Raw genomic sequence first — 14,021 nt, forward strand, 5'->3', positions numbered from 1 at the left:
TTCAGCTCCTCACCACAGCGATGTCGAAGAGACTTTTCGGCTGATGCGATTTGCCGAATAGACGAGGACGAAGGCGATGACCGCGTTGAAGAGGCCGGCGGCCGTCGCCAGATCATATTGGGTGCCCTGCAGGCCGGTGCGGTAGATGAAAGTAGAAACGACGTCCGCCGTCTCATAGGTGGATGGGCGGTAAAGCAGGATGATATATTCGAACCCGACTTCGACCAGATTGCCGATGCGGATGATCAGCATGATCACGATTGTCGGCAGGATGCAGGGCAGGGTGATGCGCCACATCATCTGCCAGCGCGACGCGCCGTCCACCCGGGCGGATTCGTAAAGCGTCGGGCTCACGCCGGCGATGGCGGCGAGGTAAACGATGGATTCGAAGCCTGCCTCTTTCCAGACTGACGAGCCGATGTAGATGGGACGGAACCACTCCGGCTGGGTCAGGAAGTAGATCGGCTCAAACCCAAGGCCTTTCAGCATAAGATTGACGATGCCGATCGATGGCGAGAGGAAATTGATGACGATGCCGGCGACGATCACCACCGAAATGAAATGCGGCAGGTAAACGACCGTCTGCGCCCAGCTGCGGGCAATGCCGCTTTGAATTTCGTTGAACATCAGGGCCAGAATGATCGGCACCGGAAAGGCGAAGATCAGGCCAAGGCCGCTGATGGTGATGGTGTTCCAGAAGGAACGAATGAACATGTCATTCTGGAAAAGCTCCACGAAATTCGCAAATCCGACCCAGGGGCTCTTTTCGATACCGCGAAAGATCGAGAAATCCTGAAATGCGATGACCAACCCATACATGGGTTTGTAGAGAAAAACTGCAAACCAGATGAGCATCGGCGCGAGCAGGAGGTAGAGCTGCCAGTCGCGGCGCATGTCTTCCTGAAGGTCGTGAAGGCGCCCTTGGAAATCCTGATTCATGGCCGCGCTCCACCCCGGTTTTTGAGCGACCTTCCCGTCGCCGCATCAAAGACGTGGACGCGTGCGGTATCGATGGAAAGCCGGTTGACGCCGTTGAGGGCATGGTCGCCATAAAGCGTTTCGGCTTTGGCGATAAATGGCTGGCCATCGGCCTTCCCATGCAGCAGCGCTTCAGCGCCCAAAGGCTCTACGAGATCGATGCTGCAATTCAATGTTTCACGACCCTCTTCAGCCTCCACCGACATGATTTCCGGTCGCAGGCCGAGCTTGACCGCCTGTCCTTGCTTTGCGTTCTTCGCGAAGGCATCGGGAATGTTGAAGCGCTGCCCGGAGCCGCCGCTCAGGACAACGGTGACGCGGCCGTCATGGCTTTCGATCGTCCCGTCCAGAAGGTTCATCGGCGGCGAGCCTATGAAGCTTGCGACAAATGTGTTTGCCGGTTCGAGGAAAACTTCCATCGGCGAGCCGACCTGTTCGATATGGCCGCCATTCATGATGACGATGCGGTCGGCAAGCGTCATCGCCTCCACCTGGTCGTGGGTGACATAGATGCTGGTGGCCTGCATCCGCTTGTGCAGCAGCTTGATCTCGGCGCGCATATGGGTGCGCAGCTTGGCATCGAGATTGGAGAGGGGTTCGTCGAACAGGAAGATTTTCGGCTGGCGCACGATGGCGCGACCCATGGCGACGCGCTGACGCTGGCCGCCGGAAAGATCGGCCGGCTTGCGGGCCAGATATTCGGTAAGTCCCAATATCTGTGCGGCTTCTGCAACGGCCTTGTCGATGACGGCCCGCTTCTCACCCCTGACGCGCAGGCCGAAGGCGATGTTCTCGGCCACGCTCAGATGGGGGTAGAGCGCATAGTTCTGAAATACCATGGCGACATCGCGGTCTTTCGGGGCGACCTTGTTGACCACCCGGCCGTCCATCGAAACGGTGCCGTCCGAGATGTCCTCCAGTCCGGCGAGCATGCGCAGCGTGGTGGATTTTCCGCATCCCGAAGGCCCAACGAGGACAACGAATTCCTGCGGCTGTATGGAAAGATTGATACCGTGGACGACTTCGAGGGCGCCATAGCGCTTGACGACGTCGTTGATTTGAACTGCGGACATGAAAGGCCCCTCCTCAAAAGCCTTGAATGTTCAGTCAGGCGTCTTCGACCCCCGTGAGGCGCGCTTCCTCGTGACGCGCGTGTTGACCTGTTCGATGAACGTCCAGATCTTCGGGTTCTTGGAGAGTTCTGCGATCTTGGTTTCGAGTGAGCCGAGATGGCGCTGGACGGCTTCGCGTGCGGCCTCGATATCGCCTGACTCGATGGCGCTGACGATCGCTTCGTGCTCCTCGATCACCTTTTCAGTGCGACGAACCGCAAAAACACGCTTCAGATGGCGCATCCGGTCCATTTCGCCCTTCGCCTGATTGACGACGCTCCAGGCGCCGGGAAGGCGGGCTGCCGCGAAGATGGTGCGGTGAAATTCCTCATCCAGCAGGAAGAAATCCGTGAATTCCTCGTCCTCGGCAGCGGTGCGCTGCTGGGAAATGCAGGTTTTCAGACGGGCTATGTCTTCCAGCGAGTGCCGCTTGGTTGCCTCGATGACAGCGCCCTCTTCCAGCTTGAACCGGATGAAGCAGGCTTCCATGTAACGCTGCACGTCGATGGGCGAAATATAGGTGCCGCCCTGCGGCACGACAGTCACGAAACCTTCTTCGGAAAGGCGAATGATCGCCTCGCGCACGGGCGTCTTGCTGACATGCAGGAGCGCTGCGATTTCCTTTTCCGACAGTGCACGCCCGGGAAGCAGCTTCACTTCGACAATCAGTTTGCGAAGCAGGGCATGGATCCGGTTTGTCATGTTTCCATCAGCCGGCAAGTCTCGCGGGGTGACGAGTTCGGATAATGGCAGCGATGGAAATTCAAGAGCGTTAGACATATCAATTACCAAACTGAGATATCAGATTATGTAGTGACATATCTATTGTGTTTTTGAGAGTCAAGCGTGAATGATCGGTTGGGAAGCGCCACACCGAAAAAACCGGAGCGATCCTTTGATCGCTCCGGTGCAAGGGTTTTGATTTTGAAGGGAGTTTCAGCGGCGGCTAAAAGCGCCTTGTGGGCATGATAATGCCAGCTATTTTGCCGCCGTTATTATTCGGCGGGCTGTGCCGCACATGCCGGATCAGAAAATCTCTGCTCTCCGGAAAGGCTGCGCTGACCGAGGCCAATGATGGCGACTGTCGAAAGGCTGGCAACAACGGACATCCAGAAGCCGTTGGTGGGGCCGAAATTGTCGATTACCCAGCCGGCGATGAAGGCGCCGAGCGCCATGCCGATACCGATGCCGGTCATCACCCAGGTCACACCTTCCGTCAGCATCGATTCCGGTACGCGGCGCTCGATCAGGCCGAAGGCGGTGATGAAGATGGGTGAGATTGCAACACCGCTGAGGAAAACCGCAAAGGCGAGCAGGGCAACGGTGGAGGTGGCAAAGAGAAGCGGCAGGGCGGTAAGCGCAAGGACACTGACTGCGATCAGCAACTGGCGATGTAACGGCATTTTCGGGTTGATCGCGCCAAGCAGCAGGCCGACTACGAAGGAGCCGATGGCATACACACCGATGACGAGGCTGGCGGCCTCCGGCTGGCCGAGTTGCTTGGTGATGGCCACAGCGCTCACCTCGGCCGTGGCGAAGGTCGAGCCGACGAAGATCAGAGCAAGTGTAATGATCTGGACCGGCCGCAGCCGTATAGCTGATTGCTGCCGTTTGTCGCCTTCAACCGGGCGCACCTTGGGTTCCGTCGACCGCTGCAGCAGGAAGGCAAAGGTGCCGAGCGCCAGTGAGGCCGTGCTGATCATCATGCCCGCTTCCGGAAAAAGCGAGACCGCAAGCCCGACGGAAAGCGACGCGCCGGAAATATAAACCAGCTCATCCGCGGCGGATTCAAAGGCAAAAGCCGTGTTCAGTTCTGGCCGGTCGCGGAAGATTTCCGTCCAGCGGGCACGCATCATGGCGGGGATGCTGGGCATGGCGGCGGCAAGGAAAGCTGAAAGAAACAGGGTCCAGACCGGCCACTTCTGGTTCGTGGCGAGGATCAAAACCACAAAGGCGATGACAGATATGATGGTGGCCGGGATGAGCACCTTGCTCTGGCCTTTGCGGTCCACCATGCGGGAGATCTGTGGTGCGGCTGCGGCATTGGTGAGTGCAAAGGTTGCCGAGACGGCGCCGGCAAGCCAATATTCCCCATGGGTCTGCGAAAGCATCGCGACGATACCGATCGGCGCCATCGCAATTGGCAGGCGGGCGAAGAAGCCCGCGGCGGAAAAGCCCTTCGCGCCCGGAGCCTTAAAAATTTCTCTGTATGGATTAGACATCGGGATGCACCTTCTTTAGGGAGTATCCACCACACACATACGTGGCGTATGTGAATGAAATAATTGCATACGTCGCGTATGTCAACTAATATACGTGATGTATGTGGACTACGGAGAAAAAATGCGCAAACCCCGCAGTGAAATGATTGCCGAGACACGGGCAAAGCTGCTGTCCGCCGGTCGCAAGGCATTTGGCAGCATCGGTTATGCTGAAGCGTCGATGGACGACTTCACCGCCGAGGCGGGGCTGACCCGTGGCGCGCTCTATCACCATTTCGGTGATAAAAAGGGCTTGCTGCTGGCGGTTGTCGCTGAGATCGACGCGGAGATGACGAAAAGGCTCTGCGAGATTTCGTCGAAAGCCGCGACCCGGTGGGACGGTTTCATCGATGAGAATGTCGGTTATGTCCGCATGGCTCTTGAGCCGGAAATACAGCGGATCATGTTTCGCGATGGACCGGCCGTGCTCGGTGATCCCTCCCGCTGGCCAAATGCCAATGGCTGTATCTCCGCCGTTGCGCGAAGCCTTGATGTGCTGAAGCAGGAAGGGACGATCACCGATATTGACCCGGAGGCGTGTGCCCGTTTCATCAACGCGGCAAGCAGCAGCGCCGCCCAGTGGATCGCCAATTCCGACGATCCTGAGACGACTTCCAAACGGGCGGTTGAGAGCTTCCGCACGTTGCTTGAGGGATTGCGCATTCACAAAGGCTGATGCGCGTCCGTTCAGGCGTGCACCTCTGGACTGAAGGGAGGGCGGCGTCTTGAGCGCCCACCTCACAGCTTCCCCGTCGGCGCAAGCTTTCACGACACGGCAATCAACAAGTCATCCAACTGTCATATGGCGGGTCTAGGAGAGGCTGTGGTTTTCACATGTCTCGTGAGGGGAATATGCGCAAAATTGTTGCTGCTTTGGTCGCTACGACCTTTCTTGCCGGCGCCGCTCAGGCTGCCGAGGTCTATCCGCTTGATCGTGCTACGATCCTGACCGGTTCGCCGTTTGATTTCAAAGCGGAATTCGACGCCGTCGTAAAGCCGGAAGACGTCAAGATCACCGTCAACGGCCAGGATTACAAGGCTGTTCTCGGCAAGGACGTCGAGTTCGTTGCCGAAGAGAAGAACAAGGACAAGGTTCTTGGTTCAGCCGTCATCCTGCGCGGCATCACGCTCGCCAATGCCGGTGACTACAAGGTTGAAGTTTCGGCCGGTTCCGAAACCAAGAACGTGACCTGGACGGTTTATGGCACGCCTGCCCAGGCGAAGGCCAAGAATGTGATCTTCCTGATCGCCGACGGTCTGTCGGTCGCACATCGCACCGCCGCCCGTATCATGTCCAAGGGCATGACCGAGGGTAAGGCCAATGGCCGTCTCAACATGGATGACGTGCCGCCGGTTGCCTTCATCGGCACCTCCGCCACCGACGCTGTCGCCACCGACAGCGCCAACACCATGTCGGCCTACATGACCGGCCACAAGACCGCCGTGAACGCCATCGGCGTTTATGCCGACCGCACTCCGGCCTCGCTCGACGATCCGAAGGTCGAAACGCTGGCTGAAGCCCTGCGCCGCCAGACCAAGAAGTCGATCGGCATCATCTCCACCGCCGAAGTTCAGGATGCGACACCGGCTGCCGTTGTTGCCCATACCCGCAAGCGTGGCGACAAGGCCGACATCAACGGCATGCTGTTCGACGTGAAGCCGGATGTGCTTCTCGGCGGCGGTTCCGCTTATTTCCTGCCGCAGGCGACCGCCGGCTCCAAGCGCAAGGACGACAAGGACTATATCGCCCTGTTCAAGGAAGCCGGTTACACGCTGGCGACCAGCAAGGCTGAACTCGCAACGGCTGCCGGCACCAATACCGGCAAGATCCTCGGCCTGTTCCACACCGGCAACATGGATACCACGCTTGACCGCGAGTTCCTGAAAAAGGGCACCACGGGCAAGTTCCCGGACCAACCGGGTCTGGTTGAAATGACCAAGGTTGCGCTCGACAGCCTGTCGAAGAACCCGGAAGGCTTCTTCCTGATGGTCGAAGCGGCGAACGTCGACAAGATGTCTCATCCGCTCGACTGGGATCGCGCTGTCGTCGATACGATCGAATTCGACAAGGCTATCGGCGTCGCCCGCGAATTTGCGGCGAAGAACTCCGATACGCTGATCATCGTCACCGGCGACCATACCCACGGCGTTTCCATCATCGGTACTGTCGATGACGACAAGCCCGGTACGGACATGCGTGAAAAGGTCGGCACCTATGCCGAAGCCGGTTTCCCGAACTACGAAGACAAGGACGGCGACGGCTATCCGGATAAGGTCGATGTTTCGCGTCGTCTGTTCCTGAACGCCAATAACGGTCCGGATCATTACGAAACCTTCCGTCCGAAGCTCGATGGCCCGTTTGCGCCGGCTATCCAGAACGAAAAGAAGGAATACATCGCCAACGAGCAGTACAAGGATGTTCCCGGTGCCGTGCTGGTCACCGGCATCATTCCGAAGAGCTCCGACAGCGGCGTACACGCGGTTGATGACGTCGTGCTGCAGGCCGAAGGACCCGGTGCCGAAGGCTTCCGCGGTTACATGGAACAGAGCGATGTCTACAAGGGTCTCGCCGAAGCTTTCGCTCTCGGCGCCAAGCAGACCAACTAATATCTGAACGGGGCAAGGGCGTGCCACCATGGCGTGCCCTTGCCGTCATTGACGGTCCTGCATTGCCGGCCAAGACGGCTGACGATGAAAGACCTTTCAGGAAGGAAAATGGTCATGAGCAAGCCAGATCCGGCGCGGTTCAATCGCCGCCAGACCCTTGGTCTCATTGCTGGGCTGCCGCTGCTGGCCGCCGGCACGTGTGCGCAGGCGAAAAGCGACATCACCTTCGATGAGCTCTATGGCAAGGTCAGCGTTCTCGGGCTGGAATTTTCCGAAAAGGTCAAGCAACTGAACGGCAAGGAGGTCGCCATGCGCGGCTTCATGGCGCCGCCGCTGAAGGCCGAGGCGCATTTTTTCGTGCTCACCGAAATACCCATGTCGATCTGCCCTTTTTGCTCCACGGATTCAGATTGGCCGGACAATATTGTCGTCGTCTATCTCGGCGAAAAGCAGACTTTCACCCAGCCCAGCCAGACGATCGAAGTGCGCGGCACACTGGAAACGGGTTCGTGGACCGATCCGGATACCGGCTTCGTCAGCCTGCTGCGCATTCGCCAGGCAGAATACGCGACGGTTTGAGACATGCTGCCTCTGAAGATAGAAAATCTTGCCGTGTCCTTTCCCGGACTGGTTGCCCCGGTTCTCGTTATCGACCATCTGGAAATCACTGCCGGAAGCCACGTGGCGCTGACGGGTGGTTCCGGCTCGGGCAAGAGCACCCTCATCAACATCATCGCCGGCCTTGAGCGTGTTAAGACCGGCCGCGTTGTTTGGGGGGGCGAGAACATCGCGGAGCTGTCAGAGGGCCGTCGCGATCATTGGCGGGCTGCCAATATCGGCCTCGTCATGCAGGAATTTCATCTTTTTCCCGGCCTGTCTGCGCTGGATAACATCCTGTTGCCCGCCCGCCTGTCGCGTGTGGCAAATGCAGAGCTTATAAAGCGTGCGGAATCCCTGTTTGCGACCGTCGGCCTCAAGCGCCCCGGGCAGCATGTCGAGACCATGTCGCGGGGTGAAATGCAGCGTGTTGCCATCGCCCGGGCGCTGCTGCGCAGCCCCGGCGTCATCATTGCCGACGAACCGACCGCCAGCCTCGATCTCGAAAGCGGCGAGGCTGTCGGCGACCTGCTGCTTGCCGTTGCCGCCAGCACCGGCAGCACGCTGATTGTCGCCAGCCACGATCTGCATCTGATCGGTCGCCTTGACCGGCGTCTGACCCTCAGTGGCGGCCGTGTTGTTGCCGATACTGACGCGAAGGAGATCGCAGCATGATCGGCTTCATCCTGGCCGACCTGCGTCGCCTGTGGCTGGGCGGGGCCGTCGTGGTTCTGCTGGTGGCGCTGGCCACCGCGCTCGGCGTGGCCGTCACCTTGCAGGAAAGGTCTTTGCGTCTCGGCAGCGCCCGCGCCGCCGATAAATTCGACCTCGTTGTCGGTGCTGCCGGCAGCGAAACACAGTTGATCCTCTCATCCATCTTCCTGCAGGCGGCGCCATTGCCGCTCGTGGATGGTGCCGTCCTCACCAGACTTGCCGCCGATCCGCGCGTTGCCTGGGCTGCCCCCGTCGGTTTTGGAGATTCTTTCGCCGGCTATCCCATTGTCGGTACGACGACGAGCCTCGTCAGTAATACGACACCCGGTTTTGCCGAGGGCAGGATGTTTGCGCTGGAAGGCGAAGCCCTTCTTGGTGCTGCCGTCAACCTGTCCGTCGGGGCAGAGATCAAGCCGATGCATGGTTCCGCCGAAACCGGTGGCCGCACCCATACAGAGATCGCCTACAAGGCCGTCGGCAAGCTGCGGCCGACCGGCACACCCTGGGATCGTGCCATTCTCGTGCCGATTCAGGCCGTATGGCACGTTCATGGTCTTGGCCAGGAACATGGCCATAATCACAACGAGGGCCAGAGGGAGGACCATGGGGAAGGTCACGCGGTTGCGCATGATGACGGGCATCAGGAGCACAGCCATGAAGAGGGGGCACATCATGAGGATGGCGACACGCATGTCGGAGGTGAGGACGGCCACGCCGATGCCGTTATTCAGATCGGCATGCCGCGGGAGCCCAAAGCTGCTCTTACGCCGGACGCCTCTTCGGGGCATGCCGAGTCCGATCATCATGGCAGCATCGATCCCGACGCGCCGATTGTAGAGACCTTTGGTGAGAACATGCCCGGCCTGCCGGCCATTCTCGTCAAACCGAAGACGATTGCCGATGCCTATCGGCTAAGACAGGAATATCGCAGCGGCAATACGCTTGGCGTTTTTCCGGGCGAGGTGCTGACCGGTCTTTATGCCACGCTTGGTGATGCCAAGATGGTTCTGGGTGCGGTCGCGGCCGGCTCGCAGGGATTGGTGGCGGCAGCATTGATGCTGGTAACGGTGATCCATGTCGGGCAACGGCGCAGGCAGATCGGCGCATTGCGGGCATTCGGCGCGCCCCGCGGCTCGGTATTCGCCATCGTCTGGCTGGAGCTTTTCTTTCTGGTGGCGCTTGGTGTCAGTATCGGTTTTCTGCTCGGATTAGGCGCTGCTCATATCGGCGCGCAGCTGTTTACCGCGAAAAGTGGTGTGATCCTGCCGGTCGGCTTCACCCGCGAAGATTTGCGTCTTGCGCTTTTCCTGCTGGGCTTTGCCGCCGTTCTGGCGGCCATACCCGCGCTGCTTGCCTATCGCCAGTCTCCCGCAGCCGCGCTCCGCGCCTGAGAACACCCATAGGTGTATCATAGGGCTACGTTTTGGGGTCTATTGACGCGTGCCAGCCCGGATGATTGGCACGGTCGTGTCCCCTTGTTTTGATCGCCATTCCGGTAGATCGGGTTGTATCGGCGTGTAATCCGGCTTTGCACATGCCCACCGGCCCGGGCAGCGAAGAACGCATATAAAATATAGTTTTTTTACTGTGGTCGTTTTTTGTGGCAGGCTCTCCCCGACACCTGCGAAATCGTCAGGAAACTGCGTAATATTGGGGGGGGCGCGATGGCTGAAAAGAAACCGGAAAAAGCTGCCAAGATCGCGGAGGCCAAGCCGTCCTTTGACGCGCCGAAGCTTCTTTCAGGCGGCAATCCACAGATTGCCAAGGGGTATGGCGATGCACCGGTGCAGGCCTATATTGCCGCCATGCCGGGCTGGAAAAGCCCGGTTGGAGCGCGGATCGACGCGCTGATTGAAAACCTGGTGCCAGGCGTGCGCAAGGCCGTGAAGTGGAACTCGCCCCTCTACGGCATGGAGGATGGCGTCTGGTTCCTCGGCCTTCACTGTTTCGCCAGATATATCAAAGTCAGCTTCTTCAACGGGGCATCCCTTCAGCCGCTGCCGACCGGCACGTCGAAGCAGCCGAAGGTTCGTTACCTCGATATTCACGAGGGCGTTTTCGATGAGGCGCAGTTTGCTGAGTGGGTGAAACAGGCGAGCCAATTGCCGGGTGAGAAACTCTAGGGAGGGGCGGTTCGTCAGGCCTTGCAGGGAAGGCAACTCCCCGGCATGGGCAGACGAATCACGTCCTGTTTTCCTCTCTGGAAAAGCCATGACGCCCGGCCGGTGATGAGAAATCGCGGGCGCCTCGATACAGTTTTTCCGTCGTGAAGAAAAACCGGACGATCCGGCGGATTTCTGTTTACTTTTGCCGAAGTTGCACGCCATCACGCTGATTGAACTCGCTGCCAGGCGTATCGCAAACCACGGAGGATGAGATGAAGGCACTGGTGCTGGAAGAAAAAGGCAAGCTCTCGCTCAGGGATTTTGACATTTCGGGTGAACTCGGACCGAAGGATGTGCGCATCCGCACCCATACGGTCGGTATCTGCGGCTCGGATGTCCATTATTATACTCACGGCAAGATCGGCCATTTCATCGTCAATGCTCCCATGGTGCTCGGCCATGAGGCGTCGGGAACGGTCATCGAAACCGGTGCCGAGGTGACGCATCTGAAGGCCGGTGACCGTGTCTGCATGGAGCCGGGCATTCCCGACCCGACGTCGCGCGCATCCAAGCTCGGCATCTATAACGTCGATCCCGCCGTCCGCTTCTGGGCGACACCGCCGATCCATGGGTGCCTGACACCTGAGGTCATCCACCCCGCCGCTTTCACCTACAAGTTGCCGGACAATGTGTCCTTTGCCGAAGGAGCCATGGTTGAACCCTTCGCCATCGGCATGCAGGCGGCGCTAAGAGCGCGCATCCAGCCGGGCGATGTCGCCGTCGTCACCGGTGCCGGCCCGATCGGCATGATGGTGGCCCTGGCAGCACTTGCCGGCGGTTGCGCCAAGGTCATCGTTGCCGATCTCGCCCAGCCGAAGCTTGATATCATCGCTGCTTATGACGGTATCGAGACCGTCAACATCCGCGAGCGTAATCTTGCCGAAGCCGTGGCCGCCGCGACGGATGGCTGGGGCTGCGACATCGTCTTTGAATGCTCGGGCGCTGCACCCGCCGTGCTCGGCATGGCGAAACTGGCGCGGCCCGGCGGTGCGATCGTGCTTGTCGGCATGCCGGTCGATCCGGTGCCGGTCGATATTGTTGGCCTGCAGGCCAAGGAGCTTCGGGTGGAGACGGTTTTCCGTTACGCCAATGTTTATGACCGGGCAGTTGCCCTCATTGCATCCGGCAAGGTCGATCTGAAGCCGCTGATTTCCGCAACCATTCCCTTCGAAGACAGCATCGCCGGTTTTGATCGTGCGGTGGAAGCACGGGATACGGATGTGAAGCTGCAAATTCTGATGCCGCAATAAACCGATCAGGCCAATTGCCCGCTGATGACTGAGCGGCAGATGCCTTACGGAAAAGTATAAGCGCGAACTGCCGGTGATCGGTCGTACGCGCTCCAAAAATTCATCAAATCTCTCCCCGTCATGCATATTATATCGGCGTATCACGCAAAATTGCGCGAAAAAATCAGCGCAACTGCCAGCTTAATTGTCAGCGTCTGCACACAACTATTCAATTTCCGACAAAAAAGAGTCAAAAAAGTATCGGTAATTTCCCCGGTATGATGTGGAAGTAAATGCGCGGCAGGCCATATGCTCCCCGTTAACGCCTGGGACGAGCCATAAGAGGAATGGCCTTGCTCCGCAAATGCGGCGGACGTGACTGATGGGAGGAATATTGATGCAGCCCGATCTGGAACTGGTACACATCCGCAAGGGCGAATCTTTCGCTGCCTGGCGGCATGGCTATCCTTTCCGCACCGTGCGCTGGCATTACCATCCCGAATATGAAATCCACCTGGTCGTCGCCACCTCTGGCACGTTCTATATCGGTGATTTCGTCGGTCGCTTCAGCCCCGGTCAGCTCATCATGACCGGTCCCAATCTCCCCCAGAACTGGATCAGCGAGATCGAGCCGGACGAAATCGTGCCGACACGCTCTCTCGTGATCCAGTTTCCGGAGAGCTTTATCGAAGACGCCTGCACCTCCATGTCCGAGATGGATGTGGTGCGTGCGCTGCTGGATCGCAGCCGCCGCGGCATTCTGTTCGATGACGAGACGAGCGACCGGGTTCGCCCGCTGGTGCTTCGGCTGATCGAAGCGCAGGGGCTGACACGTCTGGCGCTTTTCTGGGAAATTCTTGATCTGCTGGTCAACGCGCCGTCTTCAGAAGTGCTGGCGAGCCTGAGCTACGAGCTTGATCTGACCGGCATCGGCGATAGCGGCATCAACCGCGCTCTGTCGCATCTGCGCCAGCATCTGACTGAACAGGTCGAGGAAATCGATCTGGCCGACATGGTGGGCCAGAGCCCGAGTGCCTTTTCCCGTGCCTTCAAGCGCCATACCGGCACGACGCTGGTGCGGTATCGCAATCAGTTACGCATCGATCTCGCCTGCCAGATGCTGCTGGCCGATCAGGATGTGAAGGTGGCGGAGGTCTGCTACGATGTGGGCTTTTCCAACCTTTCGAATTTCAACCGGCATTTCCTGAAATTGAAGGGAATGTCGCCGTCGAGGTTCCGAACCATATTTGCAGCCCAGAAGGCAGCGGTCATGGCGGATTAAACCAGCGACACATCGCCGATTTTTACCAATTCGGGCAGAGGGCTGTCCGGAAACGGGCACTTGTTGCCCCAACTTTCCAAACGGGAGGAATAGTAAGATGAAAATGAAATCCAGGCTTCTGATGGCGACAGCCGCAATTGCAATGATGGCCGCTCCGGCGCTGGCGCAGGAAAAGCTGAAGATCGGCATGACCTTCCAGGAGCTTAACAACCCCTATTTCGTGTCGATGCAGGAAGCGCTGAAGGAAGCCGCAGCAAGCATCGGCGCTGACGTCGTCGTGACCGATGCCGGCCACGATGTGGCAAAGCAGATTTCTGACGTTGAAGATATGCTTCAGCAGAAGATCGACATTCTGCTCCTGAACCCGACGGACAGCGCCGGTATCGAAGCCGCCGTGCATGCTGCCAAGGCTGCCGGCGTGATTGTCGTTGCTGTCGACGCCAACGCAAACGGCCCGGTCGACACCTTCGTCGGCTCGAAGAACCGTGACGCGGGCTACAAGTCGTGCAAGCATCTCGGTGACGCGCTCGGCGGCAAGGGTGAAGTCGCGATCCTCGACGGTATCCCGGTCGTGCCGATCCTGCAGCGCGTTGAAGGTTGCAAGGCGGCTCTCGCCGAATTCGCCGACATCAAACTGGTCGATACGCAGAACGGCCGTCAGGACCGCTCGGTCGCTCTCGGCGTCGTTGAAAACATGATCCAGTCGCGTCCGAACCTCGCCGGTATCTTCTCGGTGAATGACGGCGGTGCGATGGGTGCACTCGCTGCTATTCAGGGTTCCGGCAAGGACATCAAGCTGACCTCGGTCGACGGTGCTCCGGAAGCTGTGAAGGCGATTGCCGACGGTGGCCCTTTCATCGAAACCACCGCGCAGTTCCCGCGTGACCAGGTGCGTGTCGGCCTTGCCATGGCGCTTGCCCAGAAGTGGGGCGCTCGCGTCGTGCCGAAGGAAGTCCCGATCGACGTCATGGTCGTCGACAGCAAAAACGCCGGCGAGTTCAGCTGGTAAGAACTCCTCCCAGGCCCCGTCCCCATCTAGTATGGGGGCGGGGTTAAATCCCGACCATTGAGGAGGG

The 14,021-nt window shown here is 59.0% G+C and carries 13 protein-coding genes; 9 read left to right on the forward strand and 4 right to left on the reverse strand.

The window, feature by feature from the left end:
- Positions 1 to 9 precede the first annotated feature (9 nt).
- The 4 genes from FCH38_RS17020 to FCH38_RS17035 form a co-directional block, all read right to left on the reverse strand.
- On the reverse strand, positions 10 to 939 hold the full coding sequence (locus FCH38_RS17020; RefSeq protein ID WP_174374473.1) for an ABC transporter permease: 930 nt from the start codon (positions 937 to 939) through the stop codon (positions 10 to 12).
- Positions 936 to 2,051: an ABC transporter ATP-binding protein gene (locus tag FCH38_RS17025; protein ID WP_174374474.1), complete on the reverse strand. Its 1,116-nt coding sequence runs from the start codon at positions 2,049 to 2,051 to the stop codon at positions 936 to 938. Before FCH38_RS17025 ends, FCH38_RS17020 begins: the two co-directional genes overlap by 4 nt.
- A gap of 30 nt (positions 2,052 to 2,081) precedes the next feature.
- Entirely contained in the window at positions 2,082 to 2,792 is a 711-nt protein-coding gene (locus FCH38_RS17030; RefSeq protein WP_052819159.1) for a GntR family transcriptional regulator, read from the reverse strand.
- Positions 2,793 to 3,085: 293 nt separating this feature from the next.
- A complete protein-coding gene (locus FCH38_RS17035) occupies positions 3,086 to 4,312 on the reverse strand; it encodes an MFS transporter (RefSeq protein ID WP_174374475.1) in 1,227 nt (408 codons plus the stop codon).
- A 121-nt stretch (positions 4,313 to 4,433) separates the two neighbouring features.
- Between FCH38_RS17035 and FCH38_RS17040 the strand changes: the two genes are divergently transcribed.
- From FCH38_RS17040 to FCH38_RS17080, 9 genes are all read left to right on the forward strand, one after another.
- The gene (locus FCH38_RS17040; RefSeq protein ID WP_174374476.1) at positions 4,434 to 5,027 is read left to right on the forward strand and encodes a TetR/AcrR family transcriptional regulator; all 594 of its coding nucleotides are present in this window, start codon (positions 4,434 to 4,436) and stop codon (positions 5,025 to 5,027) included.
- Between the two features lie 176 nt (positions 5,028 to 5,203).
- Complete coding sequence (locus FCH38_RS17045; RefSeq protein WP_174374477.1) at positions 5,204 to 6,958, forward strand: alkaline phosphatase; 1,755 nt, start codon at positions 5,204 to 5,206, stop codon at positions 6,956 to 6,958.
- Between the two features lie 114 nt (positions 6,959 to 7,072).
- Positions 7,073 to 7,537 carry a hypothetical protein gene (locus FCH38_RS17050; protein ID WP_174374478.1) on the forward strand — a complete coding sequence of 155 codons (465 nt, stop codon included), beginning with the start codon at positions 7,073 to 7,075 and terminating at the stop codon, positions 7,535 to 7,537.
- A gap of 3 nt (positions 7,538 to 7,540) precedes the next feature.
- A complete protein-coding gene (locus tag FCH38_RS17055; protein WP_174374479.1) occupies positions 7,541 to 8,230 on the forward strand; it encodes an ABC transporter ATP-binding protein in 690 nt (229 codons plus the stop codon).
- Positions 8,227 to 9,660: an ABC transporter permease gene (locus FCH38_RS17060; RefSeq protein ID WP_174374480.1), complete on the forward strand. Its 1,434-nt coding sequence runs from the start codon at positions 8,227 to 8,229 to the stop codon at positions 9,658 to 9,660. The genes FCH38_RS17055 and FCH38_RS17060 overlap by 4 nt, the downstream gene beginning before the upstream one ends.
- 273 nt (positions 9,661 to 9,933) lie before the next feature.
- A complete protein-coding gene (locus FCH38_RS17065; RefSeq protein WP_149900759.1) occupies positions 9,934 to 10,392 on the forward strand; it encodes a DUF1801 domain-containing protein in 459 nt (152 codons plus the stop codon).
- A gap of 254 nt (positions 10,393 to 10,646) precedes the next feature.
- Positions 10,647 to 11,684 (forward strand): NAD(P)-dependent alcohol dehydrogenase, encoded by a 1,038-nt coding sequence (locus tag FCH38_RS17070; protein WP_153515925.1) that lies wholly within the window; start codon positions 10,647 to 10,649, stop codon positions 11,682 to 11,684.
- Positions 11,685 to 12,060: 376 nt separating this feature from the next.
- Positions 12,061 to 12,945, forward strand: a complete 885-nt coding sequence (locus tag FCH38_RS17075) for a helix-turn-helix domain-containing protein (protein ID WP_149900761.1) — start codon at positions 12,061 to 12,063, stop codon at positions 12,943 to 12,945.
- Between the two features lie 97 nt (positions 12,946 to 13,042).
- On the forward strand, positions 13,043 to 13,954 hold the full coding sequence (locus FCH38_RS17080) for an ABC transporter substrate-binding protein (RefSeq protein WP_174374481.1): 912 nt from the start codon (positions 13,043 to 13,045) through the stop codon (positions 13,952 to 13,954).
- The last annotated feature ends 67 nt before the right edge of the window (positions 13,955 to 14,021 follow it).

Origin of the sequence: Agrobacterium tumefaciens (genome assembly GCF_013337285.1) — a bacterium.
In the GTDB taxonomy this organism is placed as follows: Bacteria; Pseudomonadota; Alphaproteobacteria; order Rhizobiales; family Rhizobiaceae; genus Agrobacterium; species Agrobacterium burrii.